21 protein-coding genes and 1 riboswitch are annotated in these 21,314 nt (G+C 67.9%); of the genes, 12 read left to right on the top strand and 9 right to left on the bottom strand.

What is annotated here, in order from left to right; all coding sequences use genetic code 11:
- Positions 1-222: 222 nt before the first annotated feature.
- Positions 223-2,541, top strand: coding sequence for a TonB-dependent receptor (locus tag ACEN98_RS28325; RefSeq protein ID WP_413388212.1), 2,319 nt, complete (start codon positions 223-225; stop codon positions 2,539-2,541).
- A 41-nt stretch (positions 2,542-2,582) separates the two neighbouring features.
- Here ACEN98_RS28325 and ACEN98_RS28320 read toward each other — a convergent pair whose 3' ends face one another.
- A complete protein-coding gene (locus ACEN98_RS28320) occupies positions 2,583-3,029 on the bottom strand; it encodes a hypothetical protein (protein ID WP_413388211.1) in 447 nt (148 codons plus the stop codon).
- A gap of 226 nt (positions 3,030-3,255) precedes the next feature.
- On the opposite strand from ACEN98_RS28320, the gene ACEN98_RS28315 reads away from it, so the two are divergent.
- The gene (locus tag ACEN98_RS28315; RefSeq protein ID WP_413388210.1) at positions 3,256-4,902 is read left to right on the top strand and encodes a response regulator; all 1,647 of its coding nucleotides are present in this window, start codon (positions 3,256-3,258) and stop codon (positions 4,900-4,902) included.
- Between the two features lie 93 nt (positions 4,903-4,995).
- Here the strand turns inward: ACEN98_RS28315 and ACEN98_RS28310 are convergent, their stop codons facing one another.
- Complete coding sequence (locus ACEN98_RS28310) at positions 4,996-5,505, bottom strand: hemerythrin domain-containing protein (protein ID WP_413388209.1); 510 nt, start codon at positions 5,503-5,505, stop codon at positions 4,996-4,998.
- A gap of 156 nt (positions 5,506-5,661) precedes the next feature.
- Here ACEN98_RS28310 and ACEN98_RS28305 point away from each other — a divergent pair, with 156 nt between their 5' ends.
- On the top strand, positions 5,662-6,387 hold the full coding sequence (locus ACEN98_RS28305; protein ID WP_413388208.1) for a sensor histidine kinase: 726 nt from the start codon (positions 5,662-5,664) through the stop codon (positions 6,385-6,387).
- A gap of 3 nt (positions 6,388-6,390) precedes the next feature.
- On the opposite strand, the gene ACEN98_RS28300 is transcribed toward ACEN98_RS28305, so the two are convergent.
- Both ACEN98_RS28300 and ACEN98_RS28295 read right to left on the bottom strand, forming a co-directional pair.
- Positions 6,391-7,695, bottom strand: a complete 1,305-nt coding sequence (locus ACEN98_RS28300; RefSeq protein ID WP_413388207.1) for an NAD(P)/FAD-dependent oxidoreductase — start codon at positions 7,693-7,695, stop codon at positions 6,391-6,393.
- 79 nt (positions 7,696-7,774) lie between these two features.
- Positions 7,775-8,281 carry a hypothetical protein gene (locus tag ACEN98_RS28295; protein WP_413388206.1) on the bottom strand — a complete coding sequence of 169 codons (507 nt, stop codon included), beginning with the start codon at positions 8,279-8,281 and terminating at the stop codon, positions 7,775-7,777.
- 178 nt (positions 8,282-8,459) lie between these two features.
- Here ACEN98_RS28295 and ACEN98_RS28290 point away from each other — a divergent pair, with 178 nt between their 5' ends.
- The 4 genes from ACEN98_RS28290 (at position 8,460) to ACEN98_RS28275 (ending at position 11,181) form a co-directional block, all read left to right on the top strand.
- Positions 8,460-9,131, top strand: coding sequence for a hypothetical protein (locus ACEN98_RS28290; RefSeq protein ID WP_413341731.1), 672 nt, complete (start codon positions 8,460-8,462; stop codon positions 9,129-9,131).
- 63 nt (positions 9,132-9,194) lie between these two features.
- A complete protein-coding gene (locus tag ACEN98_RS28285) occupies positions 9,195-9,323 on the top strand; it encodes a hypothetical protein (protein WP_413388205.1) in 129 nt (42 codons plus the stop codon).
- Between the two features lie 92 nt (positions 9,324-9,415).
- Positions 9,416-9,520: riboswitch (TPP riboswitch) on the top strand.
- Positions 9,521-9,614: 94 nt separating this feature from the next.
- The gene (locus tag ACEN98_RS28280) at positions 9,615-10,874 is read left to right on the top strand and encodes a D-amino acid dehydrogenase (RefSeq protein WP_413388204.1); all 1,260 of its coding nucleotides are present in this window, start codon (positions 9,615-9,617) and stop codon (positions 10,872-10,874) included.
- A gap of 64 nt (positions 10,875-10,938) precedes the next feature.
- Positions 10,939-11,181: a hypothetical protein gene (locus ACEN98_RS28275; protein ID WP_413388203.1), complete on the top strand. Its 243-nt coding sequence runs from the start codon at positions 10,939-10,941 to the stop codon at positions 11,179-11,181.
- Between the two features lie 71 nt (positions 11,182-11,252).
- Here ACEN98_RS28275 and ACEN98_RS28270 read toward each other — a convergent pair whose 3' ends face one another.
- Positions 11,253-11,432: a hypothetical protein gene (locus ACEN98_RS28270; protein ID WP_413388202.1), complete on the bottom strand. Its 180-nt coding sequence runs from the start codon at positions 11,430-11,432 to the stop codon at positions 11,253-11,255.
- Between the two features lie 179 nt (positions 11,433-11,611).
- On the opposite strand from ACEN98_RS28270, the gene ACEN98_RS28265 reads away from it, so the two are divergent.
- Positions 11,612-12,880: a DEAD/DEAH box helicase gene (locus ACEN98_RS28265; protein WP_413388201.1), complete on the top strand. Its 1,269-nt coding sequence runs from the start codon at positions 11,612-11,614 to the stop codon at positions 12,878-12,880.
- On the opposite strand, the gene ACEN98_RS28260 is transcribed toward ACEN98_RS28265, so the two are convergent.
- The 3 genes from ACEN98_RS28260 to ACEN98_RS28250 form a co-directional block, all read right to left on the bottom strand.
- A complete protein-coding gene (locus ACEN98_RS28260; protein ID WP_413388200.1) occupies positions 12,870-13,205 on the bottom strand; it encodes a hypothetical protein in 336 nt (111 codons plus the stop codon). The genes ACEN98_RS28265 and ACEN98_RS28260 overlap by 11 nt on opposite strands.
- An 89-nt stretch (positions 13,206-13,294) precedes the next feature.
- Entirely contained in the window at positions 13,295-13,792 is a 498-nt protein-coding gene (locus ACEN98_RS28255; RefSeq protein WP_413388199.1) for an N-acetyltransferase family protein, read from the bottom strand.
- Complete coding sequence (locus ACEN98_RS28250; protein ID WP_413388198.1) at positions 13,789-16,479, bottom strand: GNAT family N-acetyltransferase; 2,691 nt, start codon at positions 16,477-16,479, stop codon at positions 13,789-13,791. Before ACEN98_RS28250 ends, ACEN98_RS28255 begins: the two co-directional genes overlap by 4 nt.
- Before the next feature lie 88 nt (positions 16,480-16,567).
- On the opposite strand from ACEN98_RS28250, the gene ACEN98_RS28245 reads away from it, so the two are divergent.
- Positions 16,568-17,518 carry a cation diffusion facilitator family transporter gene (locus ACEN98_RS28245; protein WP_413388196.1) on the top strand — a complete coding sequence of 317 codons (951 nt, stop codon included), beginning with the start codon at positions 16,568-16,570 and terminating at the stop codon, positions 17,516-17,518.
- Here the strand turns inward: ACEN98_RS28245 and ACEN98_RS28240 are convergent.
- Complete coding sequence (locus tag ACEN98_RS28240) at positions 17,479-17,868, bottom strand: hypothetical protein (RefSeq protein WP_413388195.1); 390 nt, start codon at positions 17,866-17,868, stop codon at positions 17,479-17,481. The genes ACEN98_RS28245 and ACEN98_RS28240 overlap by 40 nt on opposite strands.
- 144 nt (positions 17,869-18,012) lie before the next feature.
- On the opposite strand from ACEN98_RS28240, the gene ACEN98_RS28235 reads away from it, so the two are divergent.
- The 3 genes from ACEN98_RS28235 (at position 18,013) to ACEN98_RS28225 (ending at position 21,187) form a co-directional block, all read left to right on the top strand.
- Positions 18,013-18,354 carry a hypothetical protein gene (locus ACEN98_RS28235; RefSeq protein WP_413388193.1) on the top strand — a complete coding sequence of 114 codons (342 nt, stop codon included), beginning with the start codon at positions 18,013-18,015 and terminating at the stop codon, positions 18,352-18,354.
- 65 nt (positions 18,355-18,419) lie between these two features.
- The gene (locus ACEN98_RS28230; protein WP_413388192.1) at positions 18,420-19,823 is read left to right on the top strand and encodes a TolC family protein; all 1,404 of its coding nucleotides are present in this window, start codon (positions 18,420-18,422) and stop codon (positions 19,821-19,823) included.
- Positions 19,820-21,187, top strand: a complete 1,368-nt coding sequence (locus tag ACEN98_RS28225) for a multicopper oxidase family protein (protein WP_413388191.1) — start codon at positions 19,820-19,822, stop codon at positions 21,185-21,187. Before ACEN98_RS28230 ends, ACEN98_RS28225 begins: the two co-directional genes overlap by 4 nt.
- Positions 21,188-21,314 lie beyond the last annotated feature (127 nt).

Genomic DNA, 21,314 nt, shown 5'->3' with positions numbered 1-21,314 from the left:
CCGCCCTCTCTCTCTGGAATCCGCAAATACGATCGTGAACCCCAACCCGTCACTATGCAACAATGGGTCGGCACCGGCAAATACCGTTTAGTTAAGTAATTTATACGTTTTCAAAATATATACATCGACATCTTTTCCAAATGTCTTTACTGCTAGGATGAGCAATCTTTGCCAAATGACAAAGAGAATAAAAACAGGCATCAAGACAAGGAAGAGATATCCATGAGCGTACGCCCCACCCGACTGTTCGCCCGCACGCTGCTCGCCGCCGCCGTGACGAGCGCCTTTCCCATGATTGCCCTGGCCGACGAGCCGGACCAGGCCGTGGCCGCGCAAGACACCTCCACCGCAGCCAAACCCACCGGCCAGCGCCTGGAAACCGTGATCGTGACCGCCCAGCGGCGCGCCGAGAACCTCAAGGAAGTCCCGATGTCGGTCACCGCCATCAAGGGCGAGAAGCTGGACGTGCTGACGTCCGGCGGCGCCGACATCCGCTTCCTGGCCGGCCGCTCGCCCTCGCTGAACGTCGAATCGGACTACGGCCGCTCGTTCCCGCGCTTTTACATCCGCGGCCAGGGCAATACCGACTTCGACCTGAACGCGTCGCAGCCGGTAGGCCTCGTCGTCGACGACATCGTGCAGGAAAGCCCCATGCTGAAGGGCTTCCCCGTGTTCGACGTGGACCAGGTCGAAGTGCTGCGCGGCCCGCAGGGGACGCTGTTCGGCCGCAACTCGCCCGCCGGCGTGATCAAGTTCGATTCCGCGAAACCGGTGTTCAAGACGGAAGGCTATGCCGTGCTCGGCGCCGGCAACTACGGCACGATCAATGCGGAAGGCGCGTACAACGTGCCGCTGTCGGACATGCTGGCGCTGCGCGTCTCGCTGCAGTCGCAGCACCGCAACGACCGCGTGCACAACCCGCGGCCCAACGCCTACACCCGCGATTTCGAAGGCTACGACGACAACGCCGCGCGCATCCAGCTGCTGTTCAAGCCGACGCGCGACTTCTCCGCACTGTTCAATGCCCACGGCCGCGACATGAAGGGCAATGCGACCCTGTTCCGCGCGAACATCATCAAGAAGGGCACGAACGACCTCGTCGACGGCTTCGACTACGACCGCTACCCCACCGACGGCGGCAACAGCCAGACCTTGCGCACCAGCGGCGCCAACCTGCGCCTGCGCTGGGACCTGGACGGCATGACCCTGCACTCGATCACGGGTTACGAGCACGCGTCCTTCTACAGCCGCGGCGACGTGGACGGCGGTTTCGGCGCCGTGTACGCCCCGCCGATGGGACCGAACTATCCTGGCCAGAACGCCTTCATCCCGTTCACCGTCGAGACGGCCGACCTGTTGCCGGAACACGACCAGACGACGCAGGAAATCCGCCTCGAATCGAACACGAAGGATCCGCTGCAGTGGATGGCCGGCGTGTTCTATTTCAACGAACACATCCGCATCGATTCGATCAGCTTCAACACGCTGGCGCCGGGCAATCCGCAGAACGACGCCTACGCGACGCAGACGCAGGACGCCCGTTCGTGGGCCGTGTTCGGCACGCTGAACTACAAGGTCTCGGAACAGCTGAAACTGCGCGGCGGCCTGCGCTACACGAGCGACAACAAGGATTTCGTCGCGCAGCGCTTCGAACCGCCGCAGACGAGCGGCCCGCTGCCGCTGCACCGCGATTCGCACAACGTGAGCTGGGATGCGTCGGCGACCTATGCGCTGGATGCGGACACGAACCTGTTCGCGCGCGTGGCGACCGGCTACCGCGCACCGTCGATGCAGGGCCGCCTGAACGGCCTCGGCGACAAGCCGTCGATCGCGGGTGCGGAAAAGGCGTTGTCGTATGAAGCGGGCATCAAGGCCGACCTGCTCGACCGCCGCGCGCGCCTGTCCGCGACGGCGTTCCAGTACCGCGTGAAGGACAAGCAGCTGACGGCCGGCAGCGGCACGATCAACATGAACCAGCTGATCAACGCCGAGAAGGTCACGGGCCAGGGTGTGGAACTGGACTTCCAGGCGATCCTGGCGGACGACTGGCGCGCGAGCATCGGCGCAAGCTACAACGACACCGAGATCAAGGATCCGAACCTGTTCGTGCAGACCTGCGGCAACCAGCCCAATACGGGCGGCGTGAACGGCTGCACCCCGACCGGCGCCCCCGGCCCGTTCCCGTACACGCAGAAGCTGAACGGCCTGCCGCTGCCCCGTTCGCCGAAATGGCAGACGAACTTCACGTTGCGCTATTCGCATCCGCTGGCCGACGGTGAACTCTATGCGCTAACGGACTGGTCGTACCGCACCGAGTACAACATGTTCCTGTACGAAGCGAAGGAGTACAAGGCGAAGGCCCTGCTGGAAGGCGGCCTGCGGGTCGGCTACAAGTGGGACAACGGCAAATACGAGCTTGCCGCATTCGCCCGCAACATCACCAACCGCATCCAGGTCGTGGCGGCGATCGACTTCGACAACCTCACGGGTATCGTCAACGAACCGCGCAACTACGGCGCGCAGTTCCGCGTGAACTTCTGATGGCACGGGTGTGCGCCGGCCGGGCGCACACCCGCAACGAGTCAGGCCGCGCCGGCCGTCTTTTCCCCGCCCGGGCCCAGCGCCCGGCAACCGACCGCCTGCTCGTTATGCGCCTCGATGGCGGCCGCGTTCTGGTGGTCCGAGCTCGCATCCACCTTTTCCGGCGCCACCTCGATACGGGTGATGCTGGACGCCACCGAGACCGGGTCGCTGGCCGGGAACGTCATTTCCACGGCGTCGTCGAGCAGCGTTTCCTTGGCCACGGCTTCGCGCGGCTCGGCTTCGGCGCTGGCCATCGTGCGGATCGCGCGCGCCCATTTCACGACCTTCAGGTCCGCCAGGTCGGCGATGGTATTGATACCGAACGCATCACGCAACGCATCCGCCTGCTGCTGGGTGACGTCGCGCAGCGCCGTCACGGGCTGGTGCACCAGTTCGCGGAAACATTTGTCGTGATGGGTGTCGTTTACGATGATTTGAATATTCATGTCTGTCCTTTCAAGTGGGCCCCTGACACGTTTCCACTATCGCATACGGCCCTGACACGGTATGTGCGGCACCGAACGATGGCCGCGCACGATTGATTTTCGGGTAAGGACGCGCCCGTGCTACCATGACGAATTGCAACAGTTTTTATCAATATATTTTGCAAAACGGCATGCTCTGCTATCCTGCCGAGCTTGTGAATACAGTTTCCGAGCCTGTTCGAACGCCGTGTCCCACACCGAAAAACCGAAGATTCTCGTCGTCAACGACGACGCTGCCAGCCTGCTTGCACTGACGAGCCTGCTGGAGCAATGGGCCGACGAAAGCAATTACGAGGTCCTGTCCGCGCGCTCCGGCCAGGATGCGCTGCGCCAGGTACTCCGTCACGATTTCGCGGTGATCCTGCTCGACGTGAACATGCCCGGCATGGACGGATTCGAAACGGCCGAGGCGATCCACCTGCGTCCCCGCTCCGCCGACATCCCGATCATCTTCGTCACGGCCTTCCTCGCCGACGAGATCGACCGCCTGAAGGCCTATCAGCGCGGCGCCGCCGATTTCCTGTTCACCCCCGTGATCCCGCAGGTCCTGCGCGCCAAGGTGCAGGTGTTCGTGGCGCTCGCGACGAAGAACGAGCAGCTGAAGCGCCAGGCCGAAAAACTGTCCCAGCGCACGACCGAGCTGACCGCGACCAATAAACGTCTCGTGCGCGAGATGGAAGAGCGGCGCGCGGCCGAACGCAAGAGCAGCGCCAAGGACGAATTCCTCGCGATGCTGGGCCATGAGCTGCGCAATCCGCTGTCCGCCATCAGCAGCGCCGGCTCGCTGCTCGGCATGCCGGGCGTCAGCGGCGATTCAATCGCGCGGGCGCGCCTGATCATCCAGCGTCAAAGCCAGCATTTGTCGCGCATCGTCGACGATTTATTGGATTTGTCGCGCGCCATGTCGGGCAAGATCCTGCTGTCGCGCAAGCGCCTGGACATGGCCACGCTCGTCTCCAGCTGCCTCGACACGTTCCGCGCGACGGGCCGCACGACCGGCTACGACATCGACGCGCAACTGGCGCCGGCCTGGGTCGACGGCGACGCGACGCGGCTGGAACAGATCGCGACGAACCTCATCGACAACGCGCTGAAATACACGCCGGCCGGCGGCCGCATCGAGATCACGGTGGTGCCGATCGGCGAAGACGTCGTGCTGCGCGTGAGCGATTCCGGCGTCGGCATCGCGCCGGACCTGCTGCCGCACGTGTTCGACGTGTTCGTGCAGGGCGCGATCTCGATCGACCGCTCGCAGGGCGGCCTCGGGATCGGCCTGTCGCTCGTGCGCCGCCTCGTCGAACTGCATGGCGGCACCGTCAACGCCAGCAGCCCCGGCAACAGCAACGGCAGCACGTTCGAGATCCGCCTGCCGCGCACCGACGCGGCGCAGGCCGCCGACGCGCCCGCGCGCGCCCGGCCGCAGGAAGCCGGCAAGCCGAAAGTCCTGCTGATCGAAGACAACGACGACGGCCGCGAGATGATGGCGACGATGCTCGCGTCGTTCGGCTACCCGGTGTTGCAGGCAGGCGACGGCCTGGAAGGCGTGCGGGTGGCGTGCTCGGAAACGCCGGACGTGGCCCTCGTCGATATCGGCCTGCCCGGCATCGATGGCTACGAAGTGGCGCGTCGCTTGCGCCAGGACCCGGCGGCGCGTGCAATCCGGCTGATCGCGGTGACGGGTTACGGTCTCGAAGAAGACCAGCGCCGCGTCATGGAGGCGGGTTTCGACCTGCACCTCGTGAAGCCCGTGGATCTGAATGCCCTGCTCGAACAGCTGGCCGCCGCGGCGCCCGCTCCGGACGACGCGGACCGGCCGGCGGCCGTGCAGACGTAGGGCGGGCATTTGAGGCCGGGGCCTCAAATGATACGTGCCCACGCGTAGCGCCAGCACGATGCCGGCGTTCGCGCGGGCGGAGGGCCGCCCACCCTACAGCGTCGACATCAGTTCCTGCTTGCGCAATGCCATTTCCTGGCCCAGCGCGAGCAGGTCGAGGCCTGCCTTCTTCGCCTTCGGGAACATTTCTTTCTCTTCTTCCTTGACGTGGTGCTCGATCTGTTCGCTGAGCACTTTCACTTTCGCGTCATACAGGTCGTCGTCCGGCTGCATTTCCTGCAGTTGCTTGATGAGGTCTTTCGCCGCGGCGTGCTCGACGATCGCCTCGTCGACCATGTCCTCGCCCTCCTCGACGTTGGCCGCGCGCACGGCCGGATAGAAGATTTCCTCTTCGATGGTCGTGTGGGCGATCAGCGCCTTGCAGATCTTGTCCTTCAGCTTTTCCTTGCTGGTGGTGGCGCGGTCGCCCAGCTGCTCGAACTGTTCGAACATCTCGGACACTTCGCGGTGGTCGGCGGTCAGGAGGGCGATGGCGTCCTGGCCTGCGGCCATGGTGTTCGACTGGGTGCCGGCGCGTGCGCCGGATTGGGTTCTCGTGCTCATGTTGACTCCTTCAGTGGGGGTTATCGGCCTTGGCCAGAGCCCTTAGAATGACCGGATCTGCAACATCGGACTGTACGGGAACTCACAAAGACGATTCCTGCGCCGTCCCGGGCCAAGCTGTTGTATCATCCCGAGAAACATAATTTGGTTGCCTTCATGAAAGTTTCGGAACCTCACCCGCCGGATTCCGGGGAAGACAGCCAGCATGCGGCGCGTGCCGCCGAGCTGGCCGAACTCCTGGCCCATATGACGACCTGCTGGGACGAAGAACGGCGCCTGCTGGCCCGCCGGCTGCACGACAGCCTGGGTTCGTCGATGACGGCGCTGACGATGCATCTCGGCCTGCTGTCGCAGCACCTGCAGGAACAGCCGCAGCGCGACCGCGCCGCGCAGATGAAGCAACTGCTGAACAACATCATCGAGACCAACCGCAAGATGCAGTTGGCGCTCTGGAACGACAAGCTGGAATTCCTCGGCCCCAAGGCCGCCATCGCGGAACTCGTGCAGGAATGGAGCCGCGAACACGGCATCAAGGCGAAAGCCAGCATGCCGGACGAAGATCCCGACTACACGCGCGCCCAGGGCGTGGCGCTGCTGCGCTGCGCCGAGGAAGGCCTGCGCAACATCGTCAGGCACGCGCAGGCGGCGAAGGTCGACGTGATCCTCGACGACGACGGCGACCAGGCCATGCTGACCGTGCGCGACGATGGCGTCGGCCCCGGCACGGCCGCCTCCCCGCCCGCGAGCTGCCACGGCCTGCGCATGCTGCGCGAACGGGCCCGCACGCTGGGCGGCACCTTGACCATCGGCGCCGGACCCGACGGCAAGGGCACCGCGCTCACGCTGGTCTTTCCAAAACAGGGAAACGGCGAGGCGACGTAAAGCTCAGTGCAGTTTGACGAGCGGCGTCGTCCGCCGGATCAGGAAGCGCGCGAACGCCATCAGGCCCGTGCGCAGCGATCCAAGCACGGCATTGTGGTGCATCAGGTGCAGGCTCATGTACATGATGCGCGCCATGAACCCTTCCACGAACAGGCTGGCGCCCCGTAGCGAACCCATCAGGCTGCCCACCGTCGTCTCGCGGCCGATCGAGACGAGCGACCCGTAATCGCGGTAGACGTAGGGATCCTTCTGCGGTTGTTCGCCCTTGTCGAGGCGCAGGAACGTCTTGAGCAGATAGTCGGCCTGCTGGTGCGCGGCCTGGGCACGCGGCGGCACCGGCTTGCCGTTGCCGTCCGTGCAGGCGGCGCAGTCGCCCAGCGCATACACGTCGGGCACGCCTTGCACGCGCAGGTGCGCGTCCACCTCGATCTGGCCGCCCTTCGCGACCGGCAGCCCCAGCGAGCCCAGGAATTCCGGCGCGCGGATGCCCGCCGCCCACACGCACAGGTCGGCCGGATAGACATTGCCCTTGTTGTCGCTGACCTGTTTCTGGCTGATGCCGTTCACGCGGCAATCCGTCACGACGCGGATGGCGCGCTGGTCGAGCAGGCGCGCGGCCGCGGCGGACACCCGCTCGGGCAGCGGCGCGAGGATGCGCGGCGCGCCTTCGAGCAAGGTGATGCGCACGTCGCGCTTGACCTGCAGGCGCCGAAAGCCATACGCGGCATACACGCCGGACGCCTCGCGCAATTCCGCCGCCAGTTCGACGCCCGTGGCGCCGCCGCCGATGATGACGATGTCGAGCCCGGAGGCGCCGGCACCGTCCTCCTTTTGCTGCTCGGCCTGGGCGAGCAGGCGCAGCAGGCGCAGGCGGAACCGTTCGGCGTCCTCGGTGGCATTCAGGGAAATCGTGTGTTCGCGCGCGCCGCGCACGCCGAAATAGTTCGACGTGCTGCCGACGGCGATCACGAGCGAGCGGTAGCCGAGGGTGCGCTCGGGCAGCACCTCCTCGCCGTCGCCGGCCGCGGTGACGGGAGCGATCGTGATGCGGTGCGCGGCCGCATCGAGCGCCGTCATGGCGCCGTACACGAAGGAAAAGCCGCGGTCGTGCGCCAGCATCTGGTACGACAGGCCTTCCTGGTGGATATCCAGCGTGCCGGCCGCCACCTCGTGCAGCGACGGCTTCCACACGTGGTACAGCCGGCTGTCGACCAGCGTCACCTTGTCCGGGCCGAGTTTGCGGCCCAGTTTGCAGGCCAGCTCCAGTCCGCCAGCCCCGCCGCCCACGATCACGATATCGCTTTGCAAGCCTGCCTCCGTCGGTCGCGCCCGTTGCCGGGCTCACGCAGGCAGTTTACTACGGGGCGGCGAAACCACCCGGCACGGATCAGTCGTGGCCGTGTCCGTGACCCTTGCCGTGACCGTGACCGTGGCCGTGACCATGGCCATTGCCGTGGCCGCGGTCCCAGTCGCCGCGGTGGCCGCGGTCGTCGCGGTACTCGACGCGCTCGACGACACGCACTTCGCGCGGGCCGCCGCGGTAGCCGCCGCGGTAGCCGACATGCTCGCGGTAGCGCGGCACATACGTGTTCGTGTACCACTCGTCGCGCACGAACAGGACCGGACGGCCGCAGGCGCCGTAGCGGCCGCAGAACCTGGCCCAGTGCTTGCGGTGGCCCGGCGGCACGCGCAGGTACACCGGTTCCGCCACGTAGTGCGGCGCCGGCGTGATGATCACCGGCTGCGGCGCGTACACGACGGGACGCGGCACGTAGTCGCCGATGTCGATGCGGCCATAGAAGCCGGGCTGGCCGATGCTGACGGAGACGTTGGTCTGCGCCAGGGCCGGGAGGGAGGCGGCGCACAGCGCCACGCCGAAGATCAGGGCTTTCATAGGATGACCTCGTTGTAATGTTTAAGTGAAGTTTATCAAATGAAAGCATATGCACAATTGGCTGCAACACCTGCTTACATTGTCGTTCCGGGCGGGATTACCACAAACCGCAGCGCAACAATTCCACTGCAGTAAGTGCGCAGCTACAATCGCGGCCTCAACCACTGAAAGGCTATCGATGTTCGCAAAATACACCGTGCTGGCCGCGGCCGCCCTGCTGGCGGCGGGTGCCGCCAACGCGCAGGTCGGCGTAACGGCCGACCTCGGCTCCACCGGCGTGGGCTTCCACGTCGTCGTGCCGATGGAAACCTATTTGAACGGCCGCTTCGGCGCCAACTACTTCCGCCACAACTTCGACAAGACGTCCGACGGCGTCGACTACGACATCAAGGGCAAGCTGCAGACGTTCGACGTGCTGTTCGACTGGTACCTGACCGAAGGCAGCAGCTTCCACCTGACCGGCGGTCTCGTCTACAACGGCAACAAGTTCAATGCGAAAGCGAAACCGAACGGCACCGGCGGATTCACGCTGAACGGCCACGCGTATTCCGCTACCGACGTCGGCCTGCTGACCGGCCGCATCGACTACCGCAAGGCGGCGCCCTACCTGGGCATCGGCTGGGGCAACGCGCTGGCCCGCTCGTCGCACTGGACCACGAATGTCGATCTCGGCGTCTTCTACCAGGGCAATCCGAACGTCCAGCTGGCCAGCGTCGGCTGCACGGTGTCGAACACGGTCTGCAAGGCCCTCGCCAGCGACGTCGCCGTGGAGCGCCTGCGCCTGCGCGACGACGTGGATGCGCTGAAGGTCTATCCGGTCGTGCGCGCGAGCATCGGCTACCAGTTCTGACGATGTGACCGGCGCGCCGCGCGCCCCGGCGTTGCGCTACGATGCTGCCAAAGGAGGCGCATCATGAACCATCGCGCACGCTGGAGCCTGCTGCTCCTGGCCTGCCTCATGCTGGTGGCCTGCCAGGACCGGCGCGAACCGGTGAAGCCCACCGTCGTGCCGGCCGCGGCCGCCATCGCCGTCACGGCCTGACCGCGCGATCGCCGCGCGGCCTGCCCGCCTTCCGGCCCCCTCCGCGGGCCGGTGTCCCTGTGCATCCTCGTGTTAGAATCTTCCCTGCCATAAGGCAACGCTAGGGGTCCTGCAGCCGCCACCGCGGCCGCGGGTGAGAAACACCCTCCGAACCTGATCTGGGTAATGCCAGCGAAGGGAAGCATGCGGATTCCGGTCGCGCACCGGCTCCGGTTCTCCCTTGCCGGCTCCACCCGTCGCACTTACGAGGAGCCGCATGCATCGTCCCGTTTTCCATCTGGTCGCGCACCCATGAACGTGATCGTCCTGGGCGCCGGCGTCGTCGGCACGGCATCCGCCTGGTATCTCGCAGAAGCCGGCCACGACGTCACCGTCATCGAACGCCGGAGCGGCCCCGCGCAGGAAACGAGCTTCGCCAACGGCTGCCAGATCTCCGTCTCGCACGCCGAACCGTGGGCCACGCCCGCCGGCCTGCTGAAGGTCGTGCAGTCGCTGGGCCGCGCCGACGCGCCGCTGCTGTTCCGCCTGCGGGCCGACCCGCTGCAATGGCGCTGGTGCCTGCAGTTCGTGCGCGAATGCGGGCCCGGCCGCGTGGCCGCCAACCTGCGCCGGATCGTCGCCATGGCCGAGTACAGCCGCCGCAGCCTGCAGGCGCTGCGTGCGCGCACCGGCATCGAGTACGACAGCCTCACGCGCGGCATCCTGCACTTCTACACCGACGCCCGGGAATTCGAGCGCGCCTGCCACGCGGCCGCCGCGATGCGCGACCTGGGCTGCCCGCGCATGACGGTCGATGCCGACGAGGCCGTGCGGATCGAACCGGCCCTCGCGGCCGTCCGCCGCAAGCTCGTCGGCGGCGACTTCACGGCCACCGACGAATCGGGCGACGTCCACCGCTTCACGACGCAGCTCGCGGCACGCGGCGCGGCCGCCGGCATCCGTTTCACGTACAACACGACCGTCACGCGCCTGCTGGCCGAAGGCGACCGCATCCGCGGCGTGGAAATCATCGATGCGGACGGCCGCCACCGCGTGCTGCATGCGGACGCAGTCGTCGTCGCCCTGGGCAGTTTTTCCGTCGGCCTGCTGGCGCCGCTGGGCATCCGGCCGCTGATCTATCCCGGCAAGGGATATTCCGCCACCTACCCCATCCTCGACGCGGACGCGGCGCCCACGGTCTCGCTGACGGACGACGGCCACAAGCTCGTGTTCTCGCGCCTCGGCGACCGCCTGCGCGTGGCCGGCACGTGCGAACTGAACGGCTACACGCGCGACCTGAACCCCGTGCGCTGCGACGCGATCACGCGCCGCGTGCGCGCGCTGTTCCCGGACGCCTGCGACTACGACAACCCGACCTACTGGGCCGGCCTGCGCCCGCTGACACCGTCGAACGTCCCGTACATCGGCCGCACGCGCTACGCGAACCTGTACCTGAACACGGGGCACGGGACGCTCGGCTGGACGATGGGGTGCGGGTCGGGGCGGGCCATCGCGGCCATCGTGTCGGGACGCAAGCCGGAGGTGGACTTCGCGTTCACTTGCGGGGCGTGACAATCGGCGTGTTTTGCGGCGCGCGAGCCATGCTACATTACCGTCTTTACACGACAAGGCAGCAATGAAAAAGCTATTCGAAAAATACCGGTGGGTCGAACTCCCCTGCCTGTTTTGCGCGATGGCGCTGGCCCATGCGCTGCTGCGCGCCGCCGGGCTGGACGCCGCACTGCCAAGCCACGGTTCTTCGCTCGCGCAGCTCGCCGTCTGGACCTGCTGCGTCTTCGCCGTCGACCGGGCGCTCCGGTTCGCACTGTGGGCCGTCGTGCTCGTCGTCGCGCCCGGGCGCGCCGCCGATATGCCTTGAAGCCGGCTTGAAGAATCCGGCGGCCGTCATCCGCGTCCTGTACGCGGTCCAGCGAACCTGGGCACCGCAACTCAACCCGGCGCGTCGTCTCTGACGAACCGGCCGCTGCGCACCAGCGCCCGTTCGATGTCGGCCACGACCCGGTCACCCCCGTCGCGGGCATGAATGACACAGGCCCACACGTCGTCGTCGATCTCGTAGCATCCGCCCGCGTACGACCATGCGCCCACATAGCGGTCGCTCGCCATCATCGCCTGCGCCGCCGGCACGGAGGCGCGCGAGGTCCGGAAATCCCGGCGCCCGGTGATCCCCGCAAAATTCGATGCGCCGTCCCGTTCCGCCGCTTACGGACCTGATCCGGAATGTCTCCACGTCCCCTCCCTGCACCGACAGGTTACACTGTCGCCTTTTACAACCCGCCTCGTTCACCATGTCGTTCGCATCGCTCGGCCTGATCGACCAGATCACGCGCACCCTCGCCTCGCTGTCCTACACCACGCCCACCGCCGTCCAGTCGCAGGCGATACCCGCCGTGCTGGCCGGCCGCGACGTCATGGCGGCCGCCCAGACGGGCACCGGCAAGACGGCCGGCTTCGCCCTGCCCCTGCTGCAGCGGCTCGTGATGGACGGCGCGCAGGTCGCCAGCAATTCGGCGCGCTCCCTGATCCTCGTGCCGACGCGCGAACTGGCCGAACAGGTGCACGAGAGCGTGCGCGCCTACGGGGCCGGACTGCCGCTGCGCTCGATGGTCGCGTACGGCGGCGTCAGCATCAATCCGCAGATGATGCGCCTGCGTAAAGGCGTCGACGTCCTCGTCGCCACGCCGGGCCGCCTGCTCGACCTGCAGCGCCAGAACGCGGTGCGCTTCAACCAGGTGCAGACGCTCGTGCTGGACGAGGCGGACCGCATGCTCGATCTCGGCTTTTCGCGCGACATCGACAACCTGCTCGCGCTGCTGCCCAAGCGCCGCCAGACCCTGCTCTTCTCCGCCACCTTCTCCGACCCGATCCGGGCGCTGGCGACGAAGCTGCTGGACGATCCGGTCAGCATCGAGGCCACGCCGCGCAACACGACCGTGAAGGCGATCCGCCAGTGGATCGTCCCCGTCGACAAGAAGCGCAAGCCGGACCTGTTCCTGCACCTGCTGAAGCGCCACGGCTGGCCGCAGGTCCTCGCGTTCGTGAAGACCCGCAAGGGCGTCGACCAGCTCGTCGACCTGCTCGACGCGAAAGGCATCGCGGCCGACTCGATCCACGGCGACAAGCCGCAGCCCGCCCGCCTGCGCGCGCTCGACCGCTTCAAGGCGGGCGAGGTGCGCGTGCTCGTCGCGACCGACGTCGCCGCGCGCGGCCTCGACATCGAGGAACTGCCGGTCGTCGTCAACGTCGACCTGCCCATCGTGGCGGAGGACTACGTGCACCGCACGGGCCGCACGGGTCGCGCGGGGGCGTCCGGCGAAGCGGTGTCGCTCGTGTGCGCGGACGAAGTCCAGCAGCTGGCCGCCATCGAGGCGCTGACGCAGCAGGCCCTGGAGCGCCAGGACGAAGCCGGCTTCGAGCCCGAGCACCGCGTGCCGCAGACGAATGCGGCCGGGCAGGTCGTCAAGAAGCCGAAGAAACCGAAGAAACCGAAAGGCGGCACGAAGGACGCGCGTGGCGACGCACCCGTCGTGCGGGAAGACGTGCGGTTCAGGCGCTGAGCGGTCTGCCGGCGCCGCGCGCTCCCGGCTGCAGCGCCAGGTAATGCCCGGCGCGGAAGAACACGTAAAAGAGGAGCGTCAGCAGCGTCGCGTTCGGACCGCAGTCGAGCACCTGCGCACTCCCCTCCGCCACGTCGACGTCGACCGCCGGCGAGCCGCACCAGTCGATCTTCAGCTGCACGCGGTGCCGCCCCGGTTCCACGTGCAAGCGGATTTCCTGGCCGTCGGCGACGCGCCCGCGCTCGTTGCCGTCGACGAGGACGATGTAGTCGCGTGCCATGTCCTGCAACACCCCGGCGCGCCTGCGCACGATCAGTTCAGCCATGTCGTCTCCATTGGTTCAACCGCACCGATTTTACGTGATGCAAACAGGAAAATAATCACGGTTTATCACGACCCAGCGGGGTGCCCCGGTCAAAGCGCCCGGTACATGATATGAGCATCGACGTAGCCGTGCCGGATATGATCGAACGCGTCGGGCACGGTCCCGATGACGGCAAAGCCCAGGCTTCGGTAGAGGGCGAGCGCTGGCAGATTGCAGCCGAGGACCTGGTTGAACTGCATGGCCCGGAAGCCCGCCGCCTGCGCCGATCGCATGCAGTGTTCGACCAGTGCCCGGCCGACGCCCCGGTTGCGTGCATGTTCGCCGACCAGGAAGGTGGCCGTGGCGATGTGCGAGCCTCGCCCCGGCATGGCCGGACCATAGCGGTACATGCCGAGCACGCCGCCACCGTCGCAGGCGAGCACACAGCCCCTGGCCCCCAGCCAGACCTGGTCGATCTTGTGGTCGTCGATGCCGTCGACGAACGGCAGTGCGCTGCCTTCCGCGCACACCGCTTGCAACAGTCCGAGCATCGCGCCTGCATCGTCACGTGTCGCCGGCCGCATTTCCATCTTGTCGTTCGACGTCACCGCAGCTCCAGCCAGAATTTACGCACCCCCTCGTCCTCGTCCACCGGCCCGACGGTGAACCCGAGCTTCTTCACGAGGCCGATGACGGGCGCGTTCTGCGGCAGCGCCTCGCCCACGATCTCGCGCGTGCCGCGCGCGCGGCAGTAGGCGATCAGCTTGTTCATCAGCATGACGCCCAGGCCCTTGCCCTTCAGGTCGGAGCGCACCGTCACGGCGAATTCCGCGCTCATGTTGTCCGGGTCCGCCACGACGCGGGCGACGGCGAGCGTCTCGGGATGGCCGTCCGGCCCCGTGCGCGTGGCGATGAAGGCCATCTCGCGGTCGTAGTCGATCTGCGTGAAGCGCGCCAGCTGCGCGGGCTGCAGCTCGCGCACGCGCACGAACATGCGGTAGCGGACGTCGTCCGGCGTGAGCGCGTTGAAGAACGCCACGTGCGCGGCGCCGTCTTCCGGGCGGATGGGCCGCAGCAGGATCGTCCCGCCCTGCCACGGCACCACTTCTTCCAGCTCGACCGGATACGGGCGGATCGCGAGCCGGTCGAGCGCGTTGCCGGCGCGGTCGGCCATCGCGATGCGCATGCGCGCGTCCAGCACGACGGCGCCGTTGGCGTCCGCGAGCAGCGGGTTGATGTCCAGTTCGACGATCTCCGGCACCTCGGCGATGAGGCGCGCCACCTGCACGAGCACGGCGGCGATCGCGTCCAGGTCCGCGGCCGGGTGGTTGCGGTAGCCGGCCAGCTGGCGCGCCACGCGCGTGCGCGCGATGAGGTCGCGCGCCAGCACCGTGTTCAGTGGCGGCAGCGCGACGGCGTGGTCGTTCACCGCTTCCACCGCGAGGCCGCCCTGGCCGAACAGGATCACGGGCCCGAACACGGGATCGGTGGCGGCGCCCGCGATCAGTTCGTGCGCTTCCGGATTGCGCGCCATCGCCTGCACGATGAAGCCGTCCAGGCGCGCGTCCGGCTTCAGTTCCGCGAGGCGTCGCGCCATGCGTTCCGTCGCCGCGCGCACGGCGTCGGGCGTGTCCAGGTCGAGCGAGACGCCGCCCACGTCGGACTTTTGCACCACGTCCGGCGACAGGATTTTCACGGCGACCGGATAGCCGATGTCCGCCGCCATCGCCACCGCCTCGTCCGGGGTCGCCGCGGCGCGCGTGGGGACGGTGGGGATGCCGTAGGCGTCCAGGATCGCCTTCGTGTCCGGGTCGTCCAGCAGGTAGCGGCCCGTCCGGCGGCCACGCTCCAGCGCGGCGCGCACGAGGCCGCGCGCGCGTTCGCGGTCCGGCTCGCCGTCGCCGACGGACGCCGGCACTTCCATCAGCAACTGCTGGTTGCGGCGGAAGTTCACGATCTGCAGGAAGCCGTTCACGGCCGCTTCCGGCGTGCGGTAGGCCGGCATGCCCGCCTCGTACGCGATCGTGCGCGCCTCGCCCACGGACTGCAGTCCGAGCCAGCACGCGAGCACGTTGCGCGACGACGCCTTCGCCAGCGGCGCCACGGCGCGCGCCACGTCGGCCGGATCGACGACCGCATTCGGCGCGTGGATCATCACGACGGCGTTGGCCTGCGGGTCGTGCAGCAGCACGTCGATGACGTCGCGGTAGCGCTCGGGCGGCGCGTCGCCGCGCAGGTTCAGTTCACCGGTGCCGCTCCATTCGGGCACGAGGTCGCGCAGCCTGGACACCGTCTCCGGCGCGAGTTCCGCCTGCTGGCCGCCGCCGTACTGCAGCGCGTCGCTCGCCAGCACGACGGGGCCGGCGCCGTTGCCGAGGAGCGCCAGCCGCTCGCCGAACAGCGGCTTCGCGCGCGCCAGCGTTTCCACGGCCGCGAACAGCTGGTCGGTCGTGTACACGCGCAGCATGCCGGCGCGGCGGATCGCGGCGTCGTAGACGTCGTCCGGCCGCGCGAGCACGCCGGACAGGCAGGCACCGGCCGCCGCCGCTTCCAGCGACCGTCCGGCCTTGAGCATCAAGGTCGGCTTGCTGCGCGCCGCCGCGCGCGCGGCCGACATGAACTTGCGGGCGTAGCGCACGCTCTCCGCATGCACCAGGATGGCGGACGTGCCGGGATCGCTGGCCAGGTAATCGAGCACGTCGCCGAAGTCGACGTCGGACGATTCGCCCAGCGCGAGGATCGTGGAAAAGCCGACGTTGCGCGTGCGTGCCCAATCGAGCACGCCCGCCATCAGCGCGCCCGATTCGGACACGAACGCGATCCGCCCCGCCGCCGCGCCGCCCATCGCGATGCTTGCGTTCAAGCCGATGCCGGGCGCCAGCAGCCCCGAACTGTTCGGGCCGAGGATGCGCAGCAAATACGGGTTGGCGGCATCGAGCATCGCCTGCTTGATGCTGCGGCCGCGCAGGTCGCGCGCCGTCGACACGCCGGCGCTCATCACGATGGCCGCGCGCGTCCCCAGCTCGCCGAGGCTGCGCACGATGGCGGGGATGGTGGACGGCGGCGTGCAGATGATCGCCAGGTCCGGCGCCGCCGGCAGCCGCGCGACGTCCCGCCAGACCTCCAGGCCGTCCAGCGTCTCGTACTTCGGATTCACGGGGTACAGCCGCCCCTTGAAGCCCCCTTCGCGCAGGTTGCGCAGCATGGTCGCGCCGACGCTTCCCGGACGTTCCGACGCGCCGACGAGCGCCACCGACTTCGGGGCAAACAGTTGCTTGAGGTTACGTACGCTCATCCACCCGCTCCCAGCCGTGCAAGCCGCTCCACGCGGATTGGCTACACTTGGTTCGACATAGACAGGATGATATCAGCGCTCACACACCATGACGGAAACAAACAGGGAAGAAAGCGGAACAGACGGCGGCTCGCGCAAGGTGATCTACGCGGCGATCCTCGCCAACCTGGGCATCGCCGCCGCCAAGTTCGTCGTCGCCGCCATCACCGGCAGCGCGGCGATGCTGGCCGAAGGCATCCACTCCGCCGTCGACACCGGCAACGAATTCCTGTTGCTGGTCGGTGAGCGCAACAGCGAGAAGCCGCCCGACAAGCGGCATCCGTTCGGCTACGGCAAGGCCTTGTATTTCTGGGCGCTGCTCGTCGCGCTGTCCGTGTTCTCGCTGGGCGGCGGATTGTCCATCTACCACGGCATCAGCGCGTTGCGCCATCCGGAGCCGCTGGCGGATCCAATGTGGAACTACGTCGTGCTGGGCGTGTCGGCGTGCTTCGAAGGCTATAGCTGGAACGTGTCGCGCAAGGCGTTGAACAAGCGGCGCAAGGCGGGCGCCTCGCTGTGGCAGACGGTCCACGCGAGCAAGGACGCCTCCGTGTTCACCGTGTTCATCGAAGACACGGCCGCCCTGCTGGGCCTCGCCATCGCGGCGGCCGGCATCCTGCTCGGCCACATGTTCGACAGCCCGTATTTCGATCCGGCCGCGTCGGTGCTGATCGGCCTCCTGCTCGTGGGCGCCGCGTTCGCCCTCGCGCGCGAGACCGGCGCGCTGCTCGTGGGCGAAGGCATCGGCACGGACGCCACGCGGCACGTGTGCGAAATCCTGCGCGACGATCCGGCCATCGAAGACGTCGGCAAGCTGCTCAGCATGCAGCTGGGGCCGGACGAAGTCCTGCTGACGGCGGCCGTGCGTTTCAACCGCGGCATGCGCATCGACGAAGTGGAGGCGGCGATCGAGCGCCTCGAAAAGGCCGTGACGGCCGTGTATCCGGCCATCCGCCACATCTATTTCGAATCGGGCGCGCTGCGCTCGGCGATGCGCTGATCGGCCTGCGCGATGGGCAGCGCCCGGAACCGCGGCGAACGGGCGCGGAACTCGCGCAGCAGGCCGTCGACGACGGCCGCGGTGTGCAGCCGCAGCACCGCCGGATCGGGATCGCGCTTCGCCACGGCGGACAGCACAGTGCATTCCGCCAGCTGCGCCAGCGCCACCGCGACCCCGTCGCGGCCCGGCATGACGGGCGCGCTGGAAAAGTGCGGGCGCAAGTGACGGTCCAGCGCGAACGAGCCTTGTACGAGGCGATCCACGCCCATGTCGAAGATCACCCGGTCGATGACCTGCGCGGCCCGTTCGCCTACCTGGCGCTGGCTGCGCATGGTCCGTATCGCGAACATGCGCCTCAACATCCCGTCCCCGTTTGTTCTCGTTGTAATAACATTATGCTAGCACGCGTGGCCATTCTTGCATCATTTATTGTGCCCTGGATGCATCGAAATGCAACAGTCCATCGTGCTAGAATGCGCCCGATGAAGACCGTGATGCGCTCACTGATCGCCTGGCTGTTGCTGCTCGCCCTGCCCTTCCAGGGCCTGGCTGCGGCACGCATGCTGCCGTCCGTGATTGCACCGGCCATCACGCACGCGACGCCGGTCGCGCAGCACTGCCACGCCACGGCCGCGGCCAGGGCGGACGACAGCGCTCACCAGCACGAGCACCGCGGCGCCTGCGGCGATTGCTGCATCGTCGTCGCGCTCGTGCCCGTGCCGCTCGTTCCTCCGGCGTTCCCGCCGCCTTCCACCGCGATCCCCTTCCGCGCCGGCCACCTGGCCAGCGTCGACCCGCCCCTGCTCGAACGCCCTCCGCGCCGCCTCGCCGCCTGATCGCCGTAGTCGCCGCCCGCGCCCGTGCGCGGCGGTGCCATTCACGCATTCGCAACGAGGACGACATGAAACGACACACGCGCGTACACGCGCTCGTACAGACTTCTTCCGCCGCCGCGCTGGCCCTGCTGGCCGGCTGCGCCACGGTCACGCCGGACGGCGGCTTCGGCGACGTCGCCGCCACGACACAAAACCGCATCGGCACCGCGCCGCAACTGACGCGCGACGCCACCGGCCAAGGTGCGCTCGCCGCATCGCTGCGCGACCTGCCCGTGTTCCGGGAAGGCCGGCCGCTGGACATGGACACGGCCGTGCGCATCGCGCTCGTCAACCACCCGGGGCTGCAGGCCACGTACTGGAACGTCGGCATCGCGCAGGCGGATCTCGCGCAGGCGGCGCGGCCCCGCAATCCCTCGTTCGACTTCACGCGGCTCGCCGGCGGCCGCGTCCTCGAGATCGAGCGCGGCATCACGCTCGACCTCGTCGGCCTCCTGACGACGCCGCTGGCCGCGCGCATGGAGACGCGCCGTTTCGAACAGGTGAAACGCGAGGTGGGCGCGGCCATCGAACGCCATGCGCTCGAGACGCGCACGGCGTGGATCGAGGCGGTCTCCGCGCGGCAGACGCTGGAGTACGCGCGCCGCGTGCAGGCGTCCGCGGAAGCGGGCGCGGAACTCACGGGCCGCATGGCGAAGGCCGGCAACACGAACCAGCTCGAACTGGCGCGCGAACAGGTGTTCCTGGCCGAAGCGGCGCGCGACGCCGCACGCGCGGACAAGCGCGCAACGAGGACGCGCGAGCGCCTCACGCGCGCGCTGGGCCTGTGGGGCCAGGACGCGAACTACGCCCTGCCCGACCACCTGCCCGACCTGCCGGCCGCGCCGGCGGAGCTGCCGGACGTCGAACGCATCGCGCTGGCGCAGCGCCTGGACGTGCGCGCGGCGCAGGCCGAGGCGGCCGCCACCGCGGCGGATCTCGGGCTCACGCGCACGACGCGCTTCATCAACGTGCTGGACCTCGGCGTCGCCAACAAGACCCAAACGGGCGAGCCGACCGAACGCGGTTATTCGCTGTCGCTGGAACTGCCGCTGTTCGACTGGGGCGGCGCGCGCGTCGCCCGCGCCGAAGCCACGTATATGCAGGCGGTGAACAAGGTCGCGCTCACGGCCGTCACGGCGCGCAGCGAGGCGCGCGAAGGCTATCTCGCGTACCGCAACGCATACGACGTGGCGAAACACTACCGCGACACGATCCTCCCGCTGCGCAAAAGGATCGGGAAGGAAGTCCTGCTGCGCTACAACGGCATGCTCGCGAGTCCGCACGACCTGCTGGCCGATGCGCGCGCGCAGGCCGAAGCGGTCAGCGCCTACATCGAGGCGCTGGACACCTTCTGGACCGCCCACGCCGAGCTGGAAGCCACGCTCGGCACCCGACTCAGTTCCCAGCAACATGAGGATCACGCACAATGACCACCCGTCGCAACTTCATCACCGGCGCGGCCGGCGCCATGGTCGGCGCCTCGCTCGTGTCGAAGGCCGGCGCGGCCGCCATTCCTGAAGCCCCGGTCCAGTCGTCGCCCGCCACCCAGCCGCCGCTGCATCCGCCGGGCGGCCGTCCGTACAACCCCGTCGTCACCCTGAACGGCTGGAGCCTGCCGTGGCGCATGAAGGACGGCGTCAAGGAATTCCACCTGGTCGCCGAACCCGTCGTGCGCGAGATCGCGCCCGGCATGAAGGCGAACCTGTGGGGTTACAACGGCCAGAGTCCGGGCCCCACCATCGAGGTCGTCGAGGGCGACAAGGTGCGCATCTTCGTGACCAATAAACTGCCGGAGGCGACGACGATCCACTGGCACGGCCAGATCCTGCCCAGCGGGATGGACGGCGTGGCGGGGCTCGTGCAGCCCGCGATCGCCCCGGGCAAGACGTTCGTCTACGAATTCGTCGCGCGCTACGCCGGCACCTTCATGTACCACCCGCACAGCGACGAGATGACGCAGATGGCGATGGGCATGATGGGCTTCTGGGTCACCCACCCGAAGGACCCGCGCCGGCACGCCGTCGACCGCGACTTCGTGTTCCTGCTGAATGCGTACGACATCGAGCCGGGCAACTACACGCCGAACGTGAACACGATGCTTGACTTCAACCTGTGGACCATCAACAGCCGCGCCTTCCCCGGCACCGACCCGATGGTCGTGCGCAAGGACGACAAGGTGCGCATCCGCATGGGCAACCTGACGATGACGAACCACCCGTTCCACATCCACGGCCACCGCTTCGAGGTGACGGGCACGGACGGCGGCTGGATCCCTCCCGCCGCGCGCTGGCCCGAGGTGACGGTCGACATCGGCGTGGGCCAGATGCGCGCCATCGAATTCGTCGCCGACAATCCCGGCGACTGGGCGTTCCACTGCCATAAATCGCACCACACGATGAACGCGATGAGCCACGCCATGCCGAACCTGGTCGGCGTCGACCAGGCCGGCGTGGCGAAGAAGATCAACGACCTCGTGCCGGGCTACATGGTCATGGGCGACAAGGGCGGATCGATGGGCGGCATGCACATGGCGCTGCCGGAAAACACGTTGCCCATGATGGCGGGCCGCGGGCCGTTCGGCGACATCGAGATGGGCGGCATGTTCACCGTCATCAAGGTGCGCGAGGGCCTCGCGCGGGGCGATTACCGCGATCCCGGCTGGTACAGGCATCCCGCCGGCACGGTGGCGCGCGAGTGGACGGGTCCCGTGCCCGACGCGGTCGGCGCACCGGCGGCGCCGGCGTCAGGGGCGGTGATCGGGACCGCCAAGCGCGGGGGACACGAGGGGCATTGAGCAAAGCAGCTCCGTCGTTCCCGCCTTCGCGGGGACGACGCTTACCTGCCGCTGTATCACCCCGGGACGCGCAGGACGTGCTGCAAGCGGCGCCCGATGGCGGTGACGGCCGACGGCCAGATCGCCG

Source organism: Massilia sp. CT11-137, assembly GCF_047302885.1.
Classification (GTDB): domain Bacteria; phylum Pseudomonadota; class Gammaproteobacteria; order Burkholderiales; family Burkholderiaceae_D; genus Telluria; species Telluria orientalis.
This window is presented reverse-complemented; position numbering and strand designations above follow the sequence as displayed.

Coding starts and splice junctions, on each gene's coding strand:
- ACEN98_RS28325 (WP_413388212.1), top strand. CDS start 223: ATGAGCGTACGCCCCACCCGACTGTTCGCCCGCACGCTGCTCGCCGCC.
- ACEN98_RS28320 (WP_413388211.1), bottom strand. CDS start 3,029: ATGAATATTCAAATCATCGTAAACGACACCCATCACGACAAATGTTTC.
- ACEN98_RS28310 (WP_413388209.1), bottom strand. CDS start 5,505: ATGAGCACGAGAACCCAATCCGGCGCACGCGCCGGCACCCAGTCGAAC.
- ACEN98_RS28305 (WP_413388208.1), top strand. CDS start 5,662: ATGAAAGTTTCGGAACCTCACCCGCCGGATTCCGGGGAAGACAGCCAG.
- ACEN98_RS28295 (WP_413388206.1), bottom strand. CDS start 8,281: ATGAAAGCCCTGATCTTCGGCGTGGCGCTGTGCGCCGCCTCCCTCCCG.
- ACEN98_RS28290 (WP_413341731.1), top strand. CDS start 8,460: ATGTTCGCAAAATACACCGTGCTGGCCGCGGCCGCCCTGCTGGCGGCG.
- ACEN98_RS28285 (WP_413388205.1), top strand. CDS start 9,195: ATGAACCATCGCGCACGCTGGAGCCTGCTGCTCCTGGCCTGCCTCATG.
- ACEN98_RS28280 (WP_413388204.1), top strand. CDS start 9,615: ATGAACGTGATCGTCCTGGGCGCCGGCGTCGTCGGCACGGCATCCGCC.
- ACEN98_RS28275 (WP_413388203.1), top strand. CDS start 10,939: ATGAAAAAGCTATTCGAAAAATACCGGTGGGTCGAACTCCCCTGCCTG.
- ACEN98_RS28270 (WP_413388202.1), bottom strand. CDS start 11,432: ATGATGGCGAGCGACCGCTATGTGGGCGCATGGTCGTACGCGGGCGGA.
- ACEN98_RS28265 (WP_413388201.1), top strand. CDS start 11,612: ATGTCGTTCGCATCGCTCGGCCTGATCGACCAGATCACGCGCACCCTC.
- ACEN98_RS28260 (WP_413388200.1), bottom strand. CDS start 13,205: ATGGCTGAACTGATCGTGCGCAGGCGCGCCGGGGTGTTGCAGGACATG.
- ACEN98_RS28250 (WP_413388198.1), bottom strand. CDS start 16,479: ATGAGCGTACGTAACCTCAAGCAACTGTTTGCCCCGAAGTCGGTGGCG.
- ACEN98_RS28245 (WP_413388196.1), top strand. CDS start 16,568: ATGACGGAAACAAACAGGGAAGAAAGCGGAACAGACGGCGGCTCGCGC.
- ACEN98_RS28240 (WP_413388195.1), bottom strand. CDS start 17,868: ATGTTCGCGATACGGACCATGCGCAGCCAGCGCCAGGTAGGCGAACGG.
- ACEN98_RS28235 (WP_413388193.1), top strand. CDS start 18,013: ATGCGCTCACTGATCGCCTGGCTGTTGCTGCTCGCCCTGCCCTTCCAG.
- ACEN98_RS28230 (WP_413388192.1), top strand. CDS start 18,420: ATGAAACGACACACGCGCGTACACGCGCTCGTACAGACTTCTTCCGCC.
- ACEN98_RS28225 (WP_413388191.1), top strand. CDS start 19,820: ATGACCACCCGTCGCAACTTCATCACCGGCGCGGCCGGCGCCATGGTC.